Source organism: Bartonella sp. B39, assembly GCF_053795145.1.
On sequence record NZ_CP200036.1, the window covers coordinates 1 to 19,729 of the forward strand.

Below are 19,729 nucleotides of genomic sequence, written 5' to 3' on the forward strand. Positions count from 1 at the left end.
ATGGTGGATAAATTGAACTCTAAAGCTGGTTCTTGTAAAGGAATTTTAGTGAATGTCCTGTCAGCAGAGAAAATAATAAAGGATAAGGTGACGGGTAGTGATGGGGCTGTTAGTGGAAATGCTTCTATGGATCTCCCTATTATTTCAGAAGAGGAAGGTGTGGCGGCCTTCGCGCGTGTAATGGCGCAATTAAAAGCGCAGGTTGGTATTGAGGCTTATACGAGTTGGTTTGGTCGTGTGAAGCTTGCTGAGTATAGCCGTAATCTTGTAAAACTTTCTGTTCCTACAGCATTTTTGCGCTCATGGATTAATAATCACTATGGTTCTCTTTTGACAAATTTATGGAAACAAGAGAATTCAGCGATTCTTCGCGTTGAAGTCATCGTTCGCGGTATGAAGCGCGTCTCAGGAGGTGTGGTCTGTAAAACGAGTGCTTCTCCTGTTGTTCTAGAAGAGCGAACACCTCCGTCTCTTGTTGAGAGTTACACAGAGCATTCCGTGAAGAATGTTCAAGCGGGTGTTTTTGGTTCACCACTTGATTCTCGTTATACTTTTGAAAGTTTTGTAGAGGGTTGTTCTAACCGTGTTGCTTTAGCTGCTGCGCGTTCGATTGCAGAAGGACATAAGAGTGCTTTAAGATTTAATCCTCTTTTTATTCACGCATCTGTGGGTTTAGGGAAAACACATTTGCTTCAAGCAATTGCAGCTGCAGCACTGAAGCGTTTTACGCCTGCGCGGGTTATTTACTTGACCGCTGAATATTTTATGTGGCGTTTTGCGACGGCTATTCGTGATAATGATGCTCTTTCTTTTAAAGAGCAGCTTCGTGATATTGATCTTCTCATTATTGATGATATGCAATTTTTGCAGGGAAAGTCGATACAGCATGAATTTTGTCATTTGCTTAATATGCTGCTTGATAGTGCAAAACAAGTTGTTGTGGCTGCAGATCGTCCACCAGCAGAATTAGAGTCGCTTGATCTTCGTGTTCGGTCTCGTCTTCAGGGAGGAGTAGCCCTTGAAATTGAAGCACCAGATTATGAAATGCGTTTGAAAATGCTACACCAGCGGTTGAAGGTGGCACAACAAGATGATAACATGATTTCGATTCCTGATGATATTCTGGAGTATATTGCGAAAATAGTTTTAGGGTCGGGACGTGATATTGAAGGAGCATTTAATCAGTTATTGTTCCGTCAATCTTTCGAGTCTGATTTATCGTTAGAACGGATTGATGAGTTATTGGGCCACTTGACACGTTCTGGTGAACCTAAGCGTATCCGGATCGAAGAAATTCAGCGCACGGTTGCGCGCCATTATAATGTTTCCAAGCAAGATTTATTGTCTAATCGTCGGACCCGTACAGTTGTAAAGCCACGGCAAGTTGCGATGTATTTGGCAAAAATGTTGACGCCTCGCTCATTGCCAGAAATTGGACGCCGTTTTGGAGGGCGTGATCATACAACAGTTTTACATGCTGTACGTAAAATTGAAGATTTGGTTTGTGGTGATCAGACTTTGGCCAAAGAGCTTGAATTGCTTAAGCGGTTGATTGGGGAGCAGGCTGCATAGTATTTATAGTTTTTGCTTTTTTTGGGAGAAATCTCGCAGAGAGTTTCGTGAGGAGAGCTATTTTTTCTTATAAAGGAGTTACTTGCCATTTTAAGAGAGGTTGAATAGGATTTGGCAGATGATTCTTAAGGGGATAGGTTATTTTTCTAGAGGATTTCTATAGTTTTTGGTAGATTATAATGGAGATTTTATGCGTATTACAGTTGATCGCAGTCAATTTCTCAAGTCTCTTGGCCGCGTTCACCGCGTGGTGGAGCGCCGCAATACTATTCCTATTTTATCAAATGTGCTGATTGATGCAGAGAATGGGAGTGTGCAATTAAAGGCAACAGATCTTGATTTAGAAGTTACAGAATCTTTTATCGCCAATGTTGAGCAAGCAGGGGCAATAACCGTTCCGGCACATTTGTTGTATGACATAATTCGGAAATTTCCTGATGGCAACGAGATTGTATTATCAGTTGATGAGAATCAGGCAAGTACGATGTCTGTTGTTTCTGGTTGTGCTAATTTTCAGCTTCAGTGCCTTCCGAAGGCAGATTTTCCAGAATCTCTTCCGGGTCAATTTGGTTATCGTGTTTCTCTATCGGCATTGGGGTTGAGGCATTCGCTTGATTGTACACAGTTTGCTATTTCGACTGAAGAAACTCGTTATTATCTTAATGGTGTTTATTTTCACGTTATTAATGATGGTGTTCTGAAGTTGCGTTTTGTTGCTACCGATGGTCATCGCTTGGCACAAGTTGACATGGAGGCTCCTTCAGGTGTTGATGGAATGCCGGGCGTCATTATACCTCGTAAAACCGTAGGAGAATTGCAAAAGCTTCTTTCTGAAGAAATTGACGGTGATGTATGTGTAGAGATTTCAGAAACAAAGATTCGTTTTTCTGTAGGTTCTGCAGTTTTTACATCAAAGTTAATTGATGGAACATTTCCAGATTATCAACGCGTTATCCCTACAGGAAATGATAAAAAGTTAATTGTCAACAGGCAGGATTTTTCTTCTGCAGTTGATCGTGTTTCAACAATTTCGAATGATCGTGGGCGTGCGGTGAAGTTAACGATTGAGCGTGGGCAACTGAGGCTTGTTGTTAACAATCCTGATTCTGGGCGTGCGGAAGATCAATTAGCAGCGACTTACACATCCGATCCGCTTGAAATAGGGTTTAATTCACGTTATCTATTGGATATTTCTGGGCAACTTTCGAGCGATGAGATGGTTTTCATGTTAGCTGAGGCCGGGGCGCCAGCTTTGATTCGTGATAATGATAATGCGGATGCACTTTATGTGCTAATGCCCATTCGCGTTTAGGGACGATAGTTTTGCAATGCGTGGCTGATCGTGTGCACAAAGTAGCAGTAAGACAGCTAAAGCTTGTGCGTTATCGCAATTATTCTTCCTTTAATATTCATTTTTCAGGTCAGCATGTAGTTTTTACTGGCCGTAATGGTGCTGGCAAGACTAACCTTTTAGAGGCGCTGTCTTTTCTTTCTCCTGGTCGTGGTTTACGGCGTGCGGCTTATTCTGATGTTAGTTTTGCGGATGGTGGAGGTGGAGGATTTGTTGTATTTGCACGTCTTCAATGTGCGCTTTATGGTGAAGTAAATATTGGTACAGCTTTGGAAGTTGATAATAACAGTCGAAAAGTACATATTAATGGTGTGAATGAGACGGGTGATTGTCTAACAGATTACTGTCATATTAGTATTCTAACTCCTTCTATGGATGGGCTTTTTACAGGTTCTTCACTTGAGCGCCGTCGCTTTTTAGATCGTATGGTTTTGGCTATTGATCCTTTGCATAGTCGCCGCATAGCAGATTATGATAGAGCTATGCGCGCACGTAATCGTTTGCTTTTGGATGGAAGTGAAGATCGTGCTTGGTTTAATGCTTTAGAAAAGCAGATGGCCGAATTGGCGACAGCTATTGCTGCGGCGCGTATCGATGTTATTCGACTTTTAAATGACATGTTTGCACAAACGCCATCACAGATACCTTTTCCACGGGCTTTTTTGCAAATTGATGGTTTTTTAGAAACGGCTCTGAGTAAGATATCAGCGGTTGAGGTCGAAGAGAAGTTTTGTGATCAATTACAGCATAATCGCGCAATAGATCGCGCCGCTGGGCGAACATTAGAAGGACCGCATCGCACAGATTTGCAGGTTTTTTATGCTGATAAAAATGTGGCAGCAACATCTTGTTCAACGGGCGAACAAAAAGCTCTTCTGACAGGTTTGGTTTTGTGTCATGCGCGTTTAACAGGCGTGGTGTCGGATAGGGCTCCCATTCTTCTTCTTGATGAAATGGCTGCTCATCTTGATTCTTATCGGCGTGCTGCTTTATTTGATATTATTGATGATTTAGGTGGGCAAACATTTATGACAGGAACAGATCGCATTTTATTTGATTCCTTAAAAGGACGAGCAGAGTTTTTTGAGATTAAAGATGGAGCTTTATTGCAATAAAAAGCAGTAAAAACATGCTAAAGTTTTTTATAAGGTGATGGTCGAGGTGAAGAGGCTTACTATGTCCATAATTATAACGGTTTTAAATGGTCCTAATTTAAATTTTCTAGGTCAACGTGAGCCAGAAATTTACGGAACCGAAACTCTAGAAGATATTGAAAAATTGTGCAGGGAATGGGCAACAAGAGCTGGTGTGATAATACATTTTCATCAAAGTAACTGTGAGGGTCAATTGGTAGAATGGATACAGGCAGCGATTGGGGTGAGTGCTGGATTGATCATTAATCCAGCTGCTTACAGCCATACATCTGTTGCAATTCTTGATGCATTAAAAATATTCACAGGTCCCATAGTAGAAGTTCACTTATCCAATATTTATCAGCGTGAGGATTTTCGTCATCGGTCTTATGTTTCTGCAGCTGCGAATGCGGTTATTGTTGGGTGTGGCAGTGAAGGATATTGGTTTGCTCTTGAATATATCGCTAAGAGGTTTAAACTTGGTATAAGAGGGGCAAAAGTTGTATAATCTCAATGAGGGTGTTTGAATTTACTTGATAATTATTTTTAAATGGGTAAGCATATCTGTGAGGTGTTATCGGTTTCTTGGTAACAACTTACAATATGTATGATGGGGCAGGTGAAATGAGAAGCTTCGTTAAACAAATAAAGATGCTCGTAATTTTAGGGGTGGCGTTGCTTTTATCTGGTTGTAAATTTGACGTTATTCACCCAGCAGGATATGTTGCGCGGCAACAGCTTATTTTGATTGTTATTTGCGTCGTTGTTATGCTTTTCGTTGTGGTTCCAGTTATGGTGGGTGTTGTATTTTTGGCCATTAAGTATCGTGCATCGAACAGTGCAGAAGAATATTTACCTGATTGGGGGCATTCCAATAAAATTGAAGCATTTATGTGGGGCATTCCAATTGTAATTGTAATGGTTTTAGGTTCATTGACAGCTTATTATACCTATAAGCTTGAGCCAGAGAACCCTCTTCCAGTGGAAATCGTTGGTGAAGGGAAACCGTTACAAGTAGATGTTGTAGCGCTCGATTGGAAATGGCTCTTTATTTATCCTGAGTATGATGTTGCATCGATCAATGAAATTTACGCGCCTAAAGGTCGTCAAGTTTTTTTGCAGTTGACATCGGAAAGTTCTGTAAATGCCTTTTGGGTACCAAAACTAGGCACAGTCCTTTACGCTATGCCACAGATGAATTCTAAATTACATCTGGTGGCGGATAAGCAAGGAATATTCAAAGGAACCTCTGCAAATTACAGTGGTGATGGTTTTGCAAATATGCGATTTAGATGGCATTCTGTATCTTCGCAAGATTTTGATAATTGGATTGCTAAAGCTCGGTCTCATGGACAAGTTCTTGATCGTGCATCTTATCGTCAGCTTTCCATTGCGCCTCGTATGGGTGATGTTGTTGCGAAAGAAAAAGATGCTGAAGTGCGTTATTTTGCACCCATTGAGAAACGACTTTATTACCGGATTGTAAATCGGTGTGTTGATGAAAATACGGTGTGTAATGAAGATTTAATGAAGCGTGCTGCGGCTCAGACTCTTTGGGGTGCGCTTTGTTCTGTTTTTGATCCTGGTGTTATTTAGAGCATCAATCGAGAAAGAAAGCTTTTAAAATAAGGTTTCTTTTAACTGAAATTCATTTGATATGGGTTAAGAAATGTTTGGAAGACTTACAGATCCTACGGCTGGTGCTTTTCATGCACTGGCACATGAGCCGATCGTTTTATACACATGTATTGCGATTGTTATGGGTGGTTTAATTGCTGTTATTGCTTTAACGATACTTGGATGGTGGGGAGTTTTATGGCGAAATTGGATTACAACGGTTGATCATAAACGCATCGGTGTTATGTATATCGTTCTTGCTATTATCATGCTTGTTCGTGGTTTTGCTGATGCAATTATGATGCGGACGCATCAGGCTATGGCGCTTGGGAGTGAAACAGCAGGGTATTTGCCACCTGATCATTTTGATCAGATTTTTTCAGCTCATGGCACCATCATGATTTTTTTTATGGCCACACCTCTTTTATTCGGTCTTTTCAATTATCTTATACCGCTTCAGATTGGCGCTCGTGATGTTGCCTTTCCCTTTGCAAATAATTTGGGATTTTGGATTACAGCTGCAGGAGCAATATTGATTAACATATCCCTAGGTGTTGGAAATTTTGGTCGTGGTGGTTGGTTGATGTATCCACCTTTCTCTGAGTTACAAGGTAGTCCAGATACAGGGGTAGATTATTATTTATGGTCGCTGCAACTTTCTGGTATCGCGACAACGATGGGTGCAATCAATTTTGTCGCGACCATTATTAAGATGCGTGCTCCTGGGATGACAATGATGAGAATGCCTGTTTTTTGTTGGAGTGCTTTTGTTAGCAATGTCCTTATTTTAGTTATTTATCCTGTTTTAACTGTAGCATTTGCGCTCTTGGCATGTGATCGTTATTTGGGCATGAATTTCTTTACCAATGTTGGTGGCGGAAATCCGATGGTGTGGATTAACTATGTTTGGATTTTTGGTCATCCTGAAGTTTATGTTTTGGTTGTTCCTGCTTTTGGGATTGTTTCTGAAGTTGTGTCGACTTTCTCTTCAAAACGCCTCTTTGGTTATACTTCAATGGTATGGGCAATGTTGGTCATCTTGATTCTTTCGCTTGTTGTTTGGGGACACCATTTCTTCACAATGGGTGGTGGTGAAGCTGTGAATACCTTCTTTGGTATTGCAACGATGATCATAGCGGTTCCAACGGGTGTTAAAGTTTTTAATTGGTTGTTGACTATGTATAAAGGTCGAATTCGTTTCGAGCCTCCGATGCTTTGGTGCATAGGAATGATATTTACGTTCGTTGGTGGTGGATTAACGGGCGTTTTGATGTCTATCGTGCCTGCTGATTGGCAGTTTCATAATTCGCTGTTTTTGGTAGCACATTTTCACCATACAATTATTGGAGGTGTCGTTTTTGCGTACTTAGCTGGACTTGCTTTTTGGTTTCCAAAAGTTTTTGGCTATAAACCGAATCGGGCATTGGGTATTGCATCTTTTTGGTGTTGGTTTATTGGTTTTTATCTTGCCTTTTTCCCAGTCTATGCACTTGGTTTGATGGGGGCTACGCGTCGTCTCCAGCATTACATGGAACCTAGTTGGCAGCCGATGTTTATGATTGCTGCGTTAGGCGCTTTTATTATATTGCTCGGTATTCTTTGTTTTGTGCTACAAGTTATTTTGGCGATCTGGTACGGTATCAAACATAAGGGACGCTTACCGGTAACATTAAATGATTCTTGGGGTGATGCACGTACGCTTGAGTGGTCTATTTCTTCACCTCCTCCTGCTTACAATTTTGCAATAATTCCGGAAGTACAGGCTGACGATGCTTATTGGAATATGAAGAAGAATGGTTATCAGCGTCCAACAAGTGGATTTTCAAAAATTCATATGCCTTCCAATACATCAGCAGGGATTATTGCAGGGTTCTTTTCGTTAGTCGTTGGTTTTGCGCTTGTTTGGCATATTTGGTGGCTTGTTGCGGTTGGATTGATTGGTTTTATTGCAACGATCGTGTGTCATTCGTTAACGGGTGATCACCATGGTTACTATATTTCAGCTGAAGAAGTGCAAAAAACTGAGGATGTTTTTACAGCTGTTCTTAAAGAACAAGGAGCAACAGTATGAGCACGATGACAATGAATGATACTCACATTGATGAACATCATCACGACAGTAGCTCGATAATGACATTTGGTTTTTGGGTCTATATTCTTTCGGATTTGATCCTGTTCTCAACGCTTTTTTCAAGTTTTGCTGTTTTTTCTGCTTCTTATGGTGGAGGAAAAGCGGGCAATGAATTTATTGATTTAAAGTTTGTTTTGGTTGAAACTGCTATTTTGTTGCTGTCATCAATTACTTATGGGTTTGCAATGGTACAAGTGCATAAAGGTAATCTCAGTGCTGTGCGTTTATGGATGGCTATCACCTTTGTGTTTGGATCTTGCTTTATTGGAATGGAAATTTATGAATTTCATGAACTTTTGGGTGAGGTGTTCTATTACGATCCTGGTGCTTATGCTGGTATTGATCCTGCAACGGGTTTAAAACTTTTTGGACGAGAGGTATTATCTGCCTATTGGTCAGCGTTTTTTGCTTTGGTTGGCACCCATGGTCTTCATGTGAGTACCGGTCTTCTCTGGATGGTGGTTATGTTTTTTCATCTTCGTCGTCATGGTTTGGATCAGGATAATAGAACACGTTTAGCATGCCTTTCAATTTTTTGGCATTTGCTTGATATTGTTTGGGTTGGTGTTTTCACCATGGTTTATTTGTTAGGAGCACTGTAATGAGCATGCATAAAGAAGCACATGGTCCCAGTACTGGTTCCTATTTAGTTGGTTTTATCCTTGCCGTATTTTTCACTTTAGGCTCTTTTATTCCTGTGATGTATGGAATGATGGAAAGTTGGGCAATTAGCACAAAGGTTGTATATCTTATTGGGATGGCGATTATTCAGATTATTGTGCAGATTGTTTTCTTTTTGCATTTGAATTCTGGTCCAGATACTAAATGGAATTTAAGCGCTTTATGGTTTGCGGTCATTTGCGTTTTTATTATTATTGGAGGCACTTGGTGGGCTATTTCTCATTTGAATTATAATATGATGGGTGGTTCAGGACGTGTTGTTGAGTCGGAAATGTCAGAAAGAGATAGTTCTGTATCGACGGAGAAATTATCAGACACACAAGAGACTTTGGGCGGTTTATTAAGTAATGAGGTGTCTAGGGAGCAATTACCAAATACAAAAACCTCTGTAGAACAGGCACCAGGTGTAGGAATGCCTGTGGGGCAAGTACTAAATACACAAACTCCTGTAGAACAGGCACCAGGCGTAGAAATGCCCGTTGGGCAATCGCCAAATATGCAGTCTCCTGTAGAACAGGCACCAGGTGTAGGAATGCCTGTGGGGCAAGTACCAAATACACAAACTCCTGTAGAACAGGCACCAGGCGTAGAAATGCCTGTGGGGCAATTGCCAAATATGCAGGTTCCTGTAGAGCAAGCACCAGGTGTAGAAATGCCTGTGGGGCAAGTACCAAATACACAAACTCCTGTAGAACAGGCACCAGGTGTAGGAATGCCTGTGGGGCAATTGCCAAATATGCAGGTTCCTGTAGAGCAGGCACCAGGCGTAGAAATGTCTACGGAATAAGCGCCAAATGGGCAAATTTCTGTAAAGCAGTTGCTAAGAATGAAGACGATTCGTAGAGCCAATGCTAGGTGCATTGGCTCTTTTTAACATGTGGGTTACAAAAAATTTTGTAGGATGTAAGGTGGGTGATAAACATTGGGGCTATAGAGTCATCATCATGATTTTGAATGCATTTTTGATGATAGAGTCCATGGAGAGTTCAGTGAAGCTTTAATTTTTATTTGAGATAAGCAGCTATTTATAGAATATACAAGAATGACATTTATACAATTCAGTTCAGAGAACATGAGAATTTTGAAAAGGTTTTATATTGTGTTATAATAAAATTATAAAAGAGTAGTATTTTCAAAGTTAGTGAATTTGTATTAAAAATATTTGCCATAACAACCTGTAATTAGAAGTAGAAACTAAAATTTGGAAAATAGTCAGAAAATTTAATGAGAGCCATTTCGATGACAATTATTGGTGCCGGTTCTTTTGGCACTGCCTTGGCTATTGCTCTTGCCCGTAACGGCCGTTGTGTTTTACTTTGGGGATATAATCCTAAACATATCAAAGAATTACAGAAATATCGCTGTAATCAGACATTTTTGCCCGATATTCGATTTCCTGAAAATCTGTTTCTTGAAGCTTCACTTGAAACTGCAATAACAGCAAGTCACAATATATTAATTGCTGTTCCAAGCCATGTATTTCACCAGGTATTACACAATATTCAGCCTTATTTGGATCAACATTCACGTATTATTTGGGTAACGAAAGGTTTAGAACATGGCACAGGACGCCTTTTACAAGAAGTTGCCCGCGAGATTTTAGGTGATAAAGTCCCTTTAGCCGTCCTTTCTGGACCAACTTTTGCTAAAGAACTTGCTATCGGCTTGCCTACTGCAATTACGGTAGCAGCTTCTGATGATGAATTTAGTGAAGAACTACAGCGACTTTTCCATTGTAGCAAAAGTTTTAGAGTTTATAAAAATTCAGATATGATCGGTGTTCAATTAGGTGGAGCAGTCAAAAATGTCATTGCTATTGGTGCGGGAATATCAGACGGCATGGGATTTGGAGCAAATGCTCGAATAGCTCTCATAACACGAGGGTTAGCTGAAATCAGTCGTTTAGGCATTGCTATGGGCGCTGAGCTTTCCACATTTATGGGTATGACAGGCTTAGGTGATCTGGTTTTGACATGTACTGATAACCAGTCCCGCAATCGACGTTTTGGAATGTTGCTTGGCCAAGGAGTAAATATAAAAGAAGCGGAGAAACAAGTTGGCCAAGTTGTTGAAGGTTATTTAAATACTAAAGAAGTGCGTACATTAGCACAACGTATAGGAGCAGAAATGCCAATTACAGAGCAAATTTATCAAGTTTTGTTTTGTAATAAAAGTGCAGTTGAAGCAGCTAATACATTATTAAGCCGGTCATTTAAAGATGAAATGCACGATACAGTACGCTTTTAGATTATCTAAACACATAAGAAATACGATTATAATTAACAAACCTTTGAGATAGGTTACGCTGACCATTAGATAAAACGATAACGCTTTAGCGAATTATAGAGTTATATAAGCTAGTTTTTTCTGCGACATAATTTACACGTGAAAAATCTGCTCATTGCTTGAGTCGTATCTTTGAAAATAAGCTACTTTTATCAATTATAAACATTATATGCCCCAGAGAAAATGGCAATACGCTTCTAAAATGATTGGCACATAATCATTTTTGCACTCTTTAAAGTGCTATGAATAGTTATTCCCCACGAGTTTCTTCACTTTGTTTTAATTCTTCAAGTGTTGGCATAGACATAATGTTATAACCTGAGTCAACATAATGAATTTCGCCAGTAACACCTGATGATAAATCAGAGAGTAGGTAAAGAGCAGATCTTCCTATTTCATTAATATTTACAGTGCGGCGCAATGGCGCATTACGGCGTTGATATGAAAAAATTGCACGTGCAGCTGCAATACCATTGCCAGCCAAAGTTCTGACAGGACCTGCTGAAATTGCATTAACGCGAATATTTTGCGGACCAAAATCTGCGGCTAAATAACGTACCATAGCTTCTAAAGCAGCTTTAGCCACACCCATGATATTGTAATTAGGGACAACTTGCTGTGAAGCTCCATAGGTGAGTGTTAAAAGCGCACCTCCATTGGGCATAAGCTTACCAGCACGCTGGGCAATCTCAGTAAAGGAATAAGCCGAAATAACCATTGTGCGCTTAAAATTTTCGCGTGTTGTAACATCAACGTAACGTCCTTTTAGTTGAGCTTTATCTGAAAAGCCAATGGCATGAACAACAAAATCAATAGTTTTCCATTCTTTTTCAAGATGTTCAAAGAGGTGATCGACATTTTCAATTTTTTCAACGTCACATTCAAGCAACAATTTGCAGCCGAGTTTTTCTGCTAACGGTTGAACTCGTTTTCCAAAAGCATCTCCTTGATAGGTAAATGCTAATTCAGCTCCTGCTTCTGCTAGTTGACACGCAATGCCCCATGCAATTGAATGATCATTTGCAACCCCCATAATAAGGCCACGTTTGCCCTCCATCAAACCCTTCATATTATTCTCCGTAAGACCATGCTTTTTTCAACTAGCTAAGAACTCCTGCTTATGCATAGCGTTGGAAAACGAGCGTTGCATTGGTACCGCCAAAACCAAATGTATTTGATAATACAGTATTAAGTTGTTGATGATCACGACGTTCACGAACAATTGGCATATCGGCAAAAGCAGGATCCAGTTCTTCAATATGGGCACTCTCACAAATAAAATTATGATTCATCATTAACAGTGTATAGATCGCTTCTTGAACACCTGCGGCCCCCAAGGAATGACCAGTCAGAGATTTTGTGGCGGAAATTGGTGGACATTGATCACCTTCTCCAAAAACACGGCGGATTGCTTCTATTTCAGGGGGATCACCAACAGGCGTTGCTGTTGCATGGGGATTGATATAATCAATTTTATTATTTACCGTTGCAAGTGCCATGCGCATGCACCGCTCTGCTCCCTCGCCCGATGGAGAGACCATATCGTGTCCGTCGGATGTAGCACCATAACCAACAATTTCTCCATAGATTTTTGCACCACGTGCTTTAGCGATCTCTAGCTCTTCAAGAACCAAAACGCCAGCTCCACCAGCAATAACAAATCCATCACGATTAGCGTCATAAGCACGCGAAGCCTTTTCTGGTACATCATTATATTTGCTGGACATAGCACCCATAGCATCGAATAAAACAGATAATGTCCAATCCAGATCTTCACAACCACCAGCAAAGATGCGATTCTGCTTGCCATATTGTATCAATTCGTAAGCATTGCCAATACAATGATTAGAGGTGGCACAGGCCGAAGAGATTGAATAGTTCACGCCTTTAATTTTAAAAAAAGTCGCAAGCGTTGCGGATGCTGTAGAACTCATTGCTTTAGGCACAACAAAAGGACCAACGCGCTTTGGACCTTTTTGACGTGTGATGTCAGCGGCTTCAACGATTGATTGAGTCGAAGGACCTCCAGAACCCATAATGATGCCCGTATTTTCATTGGATACTTCATGAGGTTCTAAACCCGCATCAGCGATCGCTTGATCCATAGCGATATGATTCCAAGCCGTTCCACGTCCGTGAAAACGCAAAGCACGTCGATCAACAAATTCTTCTACATTAATATCAGGTTTGCCATAAACCCTGCTACGGAAGCCTAATTCGGCATACTTGGGTGCGTAAGAAATTCCAGACTTTGCTTCACGCAAACTGGTTAAAACAACTTGAGGGTTATTTCCAATCGCGGAGACAATTCCCATTCCAGTTACAACAACTCGACGCATTCATACCTCCTCGTTTCATAAAGAATAAAAAAATGTCCCTTCCAATGGAAATAATTTCAATCTTCTTTAAATAAAGCAACGCGTAAATCACTAGCTTTATAGATGGCTTCTCCATCTGCTTTTACCCACCCATCAGCTATTCCTAAAACCAAATTCCCACGCCGGATACGTTTAAAATCTATTCCATATTCAAGAAGTTGAGTTTGCGGAGTTACCATACCTGATAATTTTACTTCACCTGTCGATATAGCTCTCCCTTTTCCCAATTCACCTAACCAACCGAGAAAGAAACCTGTTAATTGCCACAGACCATCTAAACCAAGACACCCTGGCATGACTGGATCACCTATAAAGTGGCAGTCAAAAAACCATAGTTCCGGAGTAATGTCAAATTCAGCACGAACCATTCCTTTATTATGTTCACCACCAGTTTCATTGATTTGGGTGATTCGATGAATCATTAACATTGGCGGTGCTGGTAATTGCGCATTACCCTTACCAAACATTTCGCCGCGAACGCAGCTTAGCAGTTCTTCATAAGTGTAGCGAGACTTTTGTTCAGCCATTGTTACTCCATTTATTTGTGTATATTTTGACTTCCGCGCTTTTCTCTAACTTACTTTTAGAGCAAATTTTAAGGAGAGGGAAATGATTTTATATCATTTTTAATGACAAACGCCCTTTTTTATGTATCCTATATCAAAATGATATTTAGAAATGGAACATAGGAATTGTATCGTACCATTTCTACTTTTTATATTTTAATCTTATTTGAACAGAAATATATTGTGGTTTTTAACATGTCAGTGAGCACAGACAATTTAGGTTTAAATGAAGAACAACAAACCGCGAAAGATTGTGGGAAGGTTGAGAATTATTATTCTATCTCTATGTTAGAAAAATGTTTGCGTCAAAATGGCTTGCGGCCAACACGCCAGCGGTTAGAGCTTGCTAATATGATTTTTTCTCAAGGCAATCGTCATATTGCTGCTGAAGAGCTTTATGAAGAGGCAATTAGATTGGGTGTGCCTGTGTCTTTAGCAACGGTTTATAATACACTTCATCAATTTACTGAAGCAGGATTATTACGGATTATTGCCGTAGAAGGTTCAAAAACTTGGTTTGATACCAATACCGCTGATCACTATCATTTTTATATAGAAGGCGAAAATCGTATTCTTGATATTCCTTGCAATTTAGGAGAAGCCCCTATTATTGGCAATTTGCCTAAACCACCAGAGGGCATGGAAATTTCGCATGTTGATTTGATAGTTCGGTTAAAACCAAAGAGCTGATTTGATGATAGAATAGGAAAATTTCAATAAGTAATAAAAATTGAACTTGATTAATTGGAAGCTTCATCAACCTTTTATTTTTTCATCAGGATATATTCCCCATAATTGGGATTGAGGAAGCCATCCTCGGGTATTATTAAGATTTAGTTCGCACCAGTATCCATCGCATTGGCGGATATAACCGATGACATTAGGCTCCACTTCTGCCACAACTTCTGCATTGTCGGTAGGGTTTTTGCGTAACATCAGCCTTTTTGTTTTATCTTTTTGCCATGGAATAGTTATAGCGGTTCGTTTCCCTGATAAAAGCGATTGATATACCCACCCCTCATCGCCTTCGGAATCACGAATTTTACGCCATTGATCGTATTCTTGGATAATTTCAATAGGCAAACCCTGCTTTTTGTAAGTAAAAATGATAGAATAATTACTTCCTGGTCCAACGCGTACGTTAACACGCGTAGGTTTAATCGAAGCAAAACGCGGGAGCGGTAAACCGCTTGGTCCAAAATTTTGATTGAGTGTTTGTGCATGTAAAAAACGGAATGAACTGAGTACAAAAACTTCTGCTATTAGAATAGATAATGCAAGTATTGAGAATCGAAACCAACTAGGATGTTGCACACTTAAACCTTTTTATCTCTTTATTTCATATATTGGCAATCTAGGAATCGGAAGATAGGATCGAGAATTGATTAAAGCTATGGCATAGTGCTGGTTAAAGAGATCTAAACAACAAAAAAATTGTTACAAAAATAATGGAATAAGTAAGATAAAAATTTGCACTTTTAAATGTAGCTTATCTTTATAAAAGATACCTTTAAATCGACTTCCGATTCTCATGTAGTTATATGCTTGAGATGAATATTGAGTATTAAAACGGCTAAATATCTTGTAAGCTGTATAAGCTTTTGTATGATAGATAAAAAATATTATCTCACGCTTTTGGTTTTTATGTTCTTTAACGACGGCATATTCTTTACGAAGTAAGCAACATCATTATGCTGTCGTTTACGTACTTATTTTAAAAAGGCATTTCTCATTATTCACAATACCATTTCACAGCGAATGCTGTAATATAAAATCGATTGGGTGCTACTATCTTTATTTATATAAGGTATAAACTACTATCATTGTTTTATTTATCAGCTCAAAATGTAGCTCATTACTTTTGTATTAAGATAGTTTCATAAGAGATATATTCATTTCCTTCCTTAAATAGTTTTTATTAACCCATCACGAGAGAGTGTAAAGCGAGGAATCTTACTATCTCCGGAATTCTTAATTCAACTGTAAAATGATAAATTATTATTATAAATCAGTATATTATATATTTCTAAAATGAGGTTATAACCATATGCGCATTATGAATTAAAAAATTGTTTAATAACAGCTTAATAAAATAATTGGCATATGATTTGAAACGCATTTTTAGAATGGGATAAGATACGATTAATGAACCGTTAAAATACAAAAACATGAAAAATATCAATTGGAAACTAAGGTGTGATGGATTTTCTTGTGACTTCATAAACGTAAAGATAATGGTTATTAGTGTTAATACTTCTTACAAATTTTGTAGTTTGATTATGTAGTACTACGATCTGATTAATGGGTAATGCTATATGTAGTACCCTAAAAAATAAATCAGATTACATGGGTATGTATCAATTTCGGATTATTATTTTTAGCGCTGTAAAACATTGTTCTGGAGGGCGCTGATGTAAGGCACATTCATGCATGTTAAAAATACAATTGTCGTTGAGGTCTGATTTAATTTATGCATCAACTAAGTATGGAAGTGTAGAGTTGAACAGAAGATTCAGAACAGGACTTACTCGTAGTCTACAGAGTGAAGCACATAAGTGGTAAGAAGGGGAACAAACTAAAAGAAACCAATTTGTAATTAGATTGTTTGTGATTAAGAATCTCTGTTCTTTAGAGTGGGGATGAGGTCAATGGATATCAAAAGTTACAAAGTTCTATTGCTTCATTGAATAATAAGGAAGAGAACTGTGTATCTGATATTCTACCCTTTACACACACAATTACATATTACAATAGTAATTTATATTTCATGATCTAAGCTGATTGGAAGAATTTAAAAGATGCTAAGCATGAACAGCAGGTAAAAAGCTCTATAGAACTTTTAGACAACAAAAATTATACTGAGAAACAGCAAACAATATCCTACAATCCCTGTATGCTTCATATAAAGACAGCCAATTTTAACACTTTACACGTGATAACTTTTTTCCTTCTGAAACAGCTAAGAGCAAAGTAAAACCCACAATACTAATACAAAAAATAACAAGTCTCGTATTTATAGAGAAATATAGTGAACAAAAACAAGGCAACAAAAAACCACATACGCCAAACGGTAAACACAAATGATCTTCCATCATGTTTACACCCCTAACAATATAGCTTTTTACAACAGACTAACAGAAGTTCAATTATACACTATTTTGATGCAGCAGTCCGACCGTGACTAACAAAACCTTCTCTCTGCGCACGTTTACGAGCAAGCTTACGTGTACGGCGAATAGCCTCAGCTTTCTCACGAGCACGCTTCTCCGATGGTTTTTCATAATAACCACGCATTTTCATCTCACGAAAGATACCTTCACGCTGCATCTTTTTTTTCAACGCGCGTATCGCCTGATCAACATTATTATCACGAACAAGTACTTGCACTATTTATCCTGCTTTATTTTAGTGTCATAAATAATAGAAAAATCACTTCCTTTTAAAAGAACATCTAAAAGGAAACATAATAAAGGAAGCATATCATATAAAGAAGGTGCTTGTCTATACGCTTTTAAAAATTCTATTCTTTTCACTATAAGGTATTTTTGATAATGAACGATTGAGTTTACAGGTATAAGCTTATGAGAGTCCTTGTATCTGAACATTTTTGTCAAGATGAATTTTTTCAGCAGCAGGATAATGTGGTAAGCCAGGCATAGTCATGACATCTCCACAAATGACGACAATAAATCCAGCACCTGCCAAGAGGCGAACTTCGCGCACAGGGATTTCAAAATCGACAGGAGCACCATATTGAGTGGGATCGGAAGAAAAGGAATAGGGTGTTTTCGCCATACAAATAGGGTATGTAGCATAACCTTCTTTTTCCCAGGATTCCAGCTGTCTGACAATAGGACCTGTAATTACAGCTCCACGACCACCGTAGAGATTTTTTATAATAGAATTAATTTTCTGAACGAGTGGTAGATCATCTTGATACAGAAATTGAAAATGGGCATTTTTTTCTTCAATTAAGGTCACGAGTTCTTGTGCAAGTTCTATGGCGCCTTTTCCACCTTGTTTCCAATGTTTGCAGACAACAGCTTTGTGTCCAGTTGTTGCAACTATTTTTTGTAACGTGCTTATTTCGGCGTCACTATCGGTATCAAAATGATTGATAGCGATAACACAGGGAATACCATAATGTTTCATATTCTGGATATGTCGTAAAAGATTGGCAGCCCCTTTTTGTAAAGCGGTGATATTCTCTTCTTTGAGGTTATTTTTACTTACACCACCATTCATTTTTAATGCGCGAACTGTTGCGACAATCACTGTAGCATTTGGTGCAATACCAGCTTGTCGACATTTAATGTTGAAGAATTTTTCTGCACCAAGATCGGCTCCAAATCCTGCTTCTGTGACAACATAATCAGCGAGTTTTAAGGCAGTTTTTGTTGCTATAACTGAATTACAGCCATGAGCAATGTTGGCAAAAGGTCCTCCATGGACAAGAACAGGGTTATTTTCAATTGTTTGTACAAGATTGGGTTGCATGGCATCTTTGAGAAGAACTGTCATTGCACCTTCTGCTTTGAGATCAGCAACTGTTACAGGCGTTTTATCATACCGATAGGCAACAATAATTTTTTTGAGTCTTTGCGTAAGATTTTCTAGATTTTTAGCAAGACAAAAAATAGCCATAATTTCTGATGCGACAGTAATATCAAAACCTGTTTGACGTGGAAAACCGTTGGTTACTCCGCCTAATGAAATAACAATATCGCGCAATGCACGGTCATTCATGTCAAGGACTCGCTTCCAAACAACGCGGCGTGGATCAATATTCAGAGTGTTTCCCCAGTAGATATGGTTATCAATCATTGCGGCAAGAAGATTATGAGCAGCTGTAATGGCATGAAAATCACCGGTAAAATGCAAATTAAGATCATCCATTGGTACGACTTGGGCATAACCACCTCCAGCCGCACCACCTTTTATACCAAAACAGGGGCCTAAAGACGGTTCTCTCAAGGCGGCTATGGTTTTTTTTCCAATGAGATTGAGAGCATCACACAGTCCAACAGTTGTTGTTGTTTTTCCTTCTCCAGCAGGTGTTGGATTGATCGCAGTGACGAGGATAAGTTTACCATCCGGATTTTGATTGAGCGATTTTATGTACGCAGAAGAAATTTTAGCTTTGTCATGTCCGTAAGGAATAAGATTTTCATGCGCAACACCAATTTTTTGTGCAATTTCAGTGATGTGTTGTTTTTGAGCAGAGCGAGAAATTTCAATATCTGTTTTATGCATAGAAAAATTCTTTAAACTTGGTTTCTTTTTAACATTTAGGGTATGTACTATAATCGGACAATAGAACCTACAGTACATGAAAATAGGTAAGGCATCATAAATGTCGATTACACACTGTGCAAGAGAGAAATGGGACAAGAGAAATTTATTATTATAGATTTTTAGAAAAAAGAATCGCTACGTTTTTAATTCTTATAAGCTTTTAAAAAGAGTGATGAGTTCAAGAAAAACTCCTTGATATCAATTTTAAACTTTTTATGGGAATGTATTGTTACGCTTTTTTATTCTCCCAACAATTTATTCTATTGTGGCTTTCTATATTTTACTAAAAAAGAGTACTATCATTCTGGAAATTTTATAAAAGAGGATTTTTTAATGGTGAAAATTCTTCAGAAGAGGACAGAGTATTTTGTCTTGAGTGTTAAGAGATGAAGGAAGAGATATTTTCAAAGACTTTTATTTTTGAGTAGCAAAAACATATTAGATATCTGGTGTGTCCAAAAATACCTCGGAAGGAAATCCTAATTTGCAATCAAAAGAGCAGCTACAGCACTACTTGATAACACTACAGGCAAATGATGGCAGGTGACTCAATAAGGGAGTTATTGACAAACGCACTGAAGAAAAATGGAATTTTATATGATGGCGCACCCGAAGAGATTCGAACTCCTGACCCCCAGATTCGTAGTCTGGTGCTCTATCCAGCTGAGCTACGGGTGCGTACATTTCCAATTTTTTATCTTATTAAGATAAGGGGTTCC

At 38.8% G+C, this 19,729-nt stretch carries 16 protein-coding genes and 1 tRNA gene; 10 read left to right on the plus strand and 7 right to left on the minus strand.

Annotated features, from left to right (window positions below; translation table 11 throughout):
• The 9 genes from dnaA to gpsA all read left to right on the plus strand — a co-directional run bounded on the left by dnaA (position 1) and on the right by gpsA (position 10,732).
• On the plus strand, positions 1-1,572 hold the full coding sequence (dnaA, locus tag V4P57_RS00005; protein ID WP_455466181.1) for a chromosomal replication initiator protein DnaA: 1,572 nt from the start codon (positions 1-3) through the stop codon (positions 1,570-1,572).
• 190 nt (positions 1,573-1,762) lie between these two features.
• Positions 1,763-2,884, plus strand: coding sequence for a DNA polymerase III subunit beta (dnaN, locus tag V4P57_RS00010; protein WP_455466182.1), 1,122 nt, complete (start codon positions 1,763-1,765; stop codon positions 2,882-2,884).
• A 20-nt stretch (positions 2,885-2,904) separates the two neighbouring features.
• A complete protein-coding gene (gene recF / locus V4P57_RS00015) occupies positions 2,905-4,038 on the plus strand; it encodes a DNA replication/repair protein RecF (RefSeq protein WP_455466183.1) in 1,134 nt (377 codons plus the stop codon).
• Positions 4,039-4,099: 61 nt separating this feature from the next.
• Entirely contained in the window at positions 4,100-4,564 is a 465-nt protein-coding gene (gene aroQ / locus V4P57_RS00020; protein WP_455466184.1) for a type II 3-dehydroquinate dehydratase, read from the plus strand.
• A gap of 116 nt (positions 4,565-4,680) precedes the next feature.
• Positions 4,681-5,652 carry a ubiquinol oxidase subunit II gene (gene cyoA, locus V4P57_RS00025; RefSeq protein WP_455466185.1) on the plus strand — a complete coding sequence of 324 codons (972 nt, stop codon included), beginning with the start codon at positions 4,681-4,683 and terminating at the stop codon, positions 5,650-5,652.
• Positions 5,653-5,725: 73 nt separating this feature from the next.
• Complete coding sequence (cyoB, locus tag V4P57_RS00030; protein WP_455466186.1) at positions 5,726-7,744, plus strand: cytochrome o ubiquinol oxidase subunit I; 2,019 nt, start codon at positions 5,726-5,728, stop codon at positions 7,742-7,744.
• Positions 7,741-8,406: a cytochrome (ubi)quinol oxidase subunit III gene (locus V4P57_RS00035; RefSeq protein WP_455466187.1), complete on the plus strand. Its 666-nt coding sequence runs from the start codon at positions 7,741-7,743 to the stop codon at positions 8,404-8,406. The genes cyoB and V4P57_RS00035 overlap by 4 nt, the downstream gene beginning before the upstream one ends.
• Positions 8,406-9,272, plus strand: coding sequence for a cytochrome o ubiquinol oxidase subunit IV (gene cyoD, locus V4P57_RS00040; protein ID WP_455466188.1), 867 nt, complete (start codon positions 8,406-8,408; stop codon positions 9,270-9,272). Before V4P57_RS00035 ends, cyoD begins: the two co-directional genes overlap by 1 nt.
• 437 nt (positions 9,273-9,709) lie before the next feature.
• Entirely contained in the window at positions 9,710-10,732 is a 1,023-nt protein-coding gene (gene gpsA, locus V4P57_RS00045) for an NAD(P)H-dependent glycerol-3-phosphate dehydrogenase (RefSeq protein WP_455466189.1), read from the plus strand.
• Between the two features lie 289 nt (positions 10,733-11,021).
• Here gpsA and fabI read toward each other — a convergent pair whose 3' ends face one another.
• The 3 genes from fabI to fabA are packed head-to-tail and all read right to left on the minus strand — an operon-like array spanning position 11,022 to position 13,676.
• On the minus strand, positions 11,022-11,840 hold the full coding sequence (fabI, locus tag V4P57_RS00050; RefSeq protein WP_455466190.1) for an enoyl-ACP reductase FabI: 819 nt from the start codon (positions 11,838-11,840) through the stop codon (positions 11,022-11,024).
• 49 nt (positions 11,841-11,889) lie between these two features.
• Positions 11,890-13,110, minus strand: coding sequence for a beta-ketoacyl-ACP synthase I (fabB, locus tag V4P57_RS00055; RefSeq protein WP_455466191.1), 1,221 nt, complete (start codon positions 13,108-13,110; stop codon positions 11,890-11,892).
• Positions 13,111-13,166: 56 nt separating this feature from the next.
• Positions 13,167-13,676, minus strand: a complete 510-nt coding sequence (gene fabA, locus V4P57_RS00060; protein WP_455466192.1) for a 3-hydroxyacyl-[acyl-carrier-protein] dehydratase FabA — start codon at positions 13,674-13,676, stop codon at positions 13,167-13,169.
• 234 nt (positions 13,677-13,910) lie between these two features.
• On the opposite strand from fabA, the gene irrA reads away from it, so the two are divergent.
• Positions 13,911-14,405, plus strand: coding sequence for an iron response transcriptional regulator IrrA (gene irrA, locus V4P57_RS00065; protein WP_455466193.1), 495 nt, complete (start codon positions 13,911-13,913; stop codon positions 14,403-14,405).
• Between the two features lie 66 nt (positions 14,406-14,471).
• Here irrA and V4P57_RS00070 read toward each other — a convergent pair whose 3' ends face one another.
• The 4 genes from V4P57_RS00070 to V4P57_RS00085 form a co-directional block, all read right to left on the minus strand.
• Positions 14,472-15,029 (minus strand): SH3 domain-containing protein, encoded by a 558-nt coding sequence (locus V4P57_RS00070; RefSeq protein ID WP_455466194.1) that lies wholly within the window; start codon positions 15,027-15,029, stop codon positions 14,472-14,474.
• Positions 15,030-16,868: 1,839 nt separating this feature from the next.
• Positions 16,869-17,102 carry a 30S ribosomal protein S21 gene (rpsU, locus tag V4P57_RS00075; RefSeq protein WP_455466195.1) on the minus strand — a complete coding sequence of 78 codons (234 nt, stop codon included), beginning with the start codon at positions 17,100-17,102 and terminating at the stop codon, positions 16,869-16,871.
• Positions 17,103-17,294: 192 nt separating this feature from the next.
• Entirely contained in the window at positions 17,295-18,968 is a 1,674-nt protein-coding gene (locus V4P57_RS00080; RefSeq protein ID WP_455466196.1) for a formate--tetrahydrofolate ligase, read from the minus strand.
• Positions 18,969-19,611: 643 nt separating this feature from the next.
• A tRNA-Arg gene (locus V4P57_RS00085) sits at positions 19,612-19,688 on the minus strand.
• Positions 19,689-19,729: the final 41 nt, after the last annotated feature.

What these genes read in the sequence shown, in the direction of transcription:
- fabB (WP_455466191.1), bottom strand. Translation starts at nt 13,110, where the DNA reads ATGCGTCGAGTTGTTGTAACTGGAATGGGAATTGTCTCCGCGATTGGA.
- fabA (WP_455466192.1), bottom strand. Translation starts at nt 13,676, where the DNA reads ATGGCTGAACAAAAGTCTCGCTACACTTATGAAGAACTGCTAAGCTGC.
- dnaN (WP_455466182.1), top strand. Translation starts at nt 1,763, where the DNA reads ATGCGTATTACAGTTGATCGCAGTCAATTTCTCAAGTCTCTTGGCCGC.
- irrA (WP_455466193.1), top strand. Translation starts at nt 13,911, where the DNA reads ATGTCAGTGAGCACAGACAATTTAGGTTTAAATGAAGAACAACAAACC.
- cyoA (WP_455466185.1), top strand. Translation starts at nt 4,681, where the DNA reads ATGAGAAGCTTCGTTAAACAAATAAAGATGCTCGTAATTTTAGGGGTG.
- V4P57_RS00080 (WP_455466196.1), bottom strand. Translation starts at nt 18,968, where the DNA reads ATGCATAAAACAGATATTGAAATTTCTCGCTCTGCTCAAAAACAACAC.
- dnaA (WP_455466181.1), top strand. Translation starts at nt 1, where the DNA reads ATGGTGGATAAATTGAACTCTAAAGCTGGTTCTTGTAAAGGAATTTTA.
- cyoB (WP_455466186.1), top strand. Translation starts at nt 5,726, where the DNA reads ATGTTTGGAAGACTTACAGATCCTACGGCTGGTGCTTTTCATGCACTG.
- aroQ (WP_455466184.1), top strand. Translation starts at nt 4,100, where the DNA reads ATGTCCATAATTATAACGGTTTTAAATGGTCCTAATTTAAATTTTCTA.
- cyoD (WP_455466188.1), top strand. Translation starts at nt 8,406, where the DNA reads ATGAGCATGCATAAAGAAGCACATGGTCCCAGTACTGGTTCCTATTTA.
- gpsA (WP_455466189.1), top strand. Translation starts at nt 9,710, where the DNA reads ATGAGAGCCATTTCGATGACAATTATTGGTGCCGGTTCTTTTGGCACT.
- fabI (WP_455466190.1), bottom strand. Translation starts at nt 11,840, where the DNA reads ATGAAGGGTTTGATGGAGGGCAAACGTGGCCTTATTATGGGGGTTGCA.
- V4P57_RS00035 (WP_455466187.1), top strand. Translation starts at nt 7,741, where the DNA reads ATGAGCACGATGACAATGAATGATACTCACATTGATGAACATCATCAC.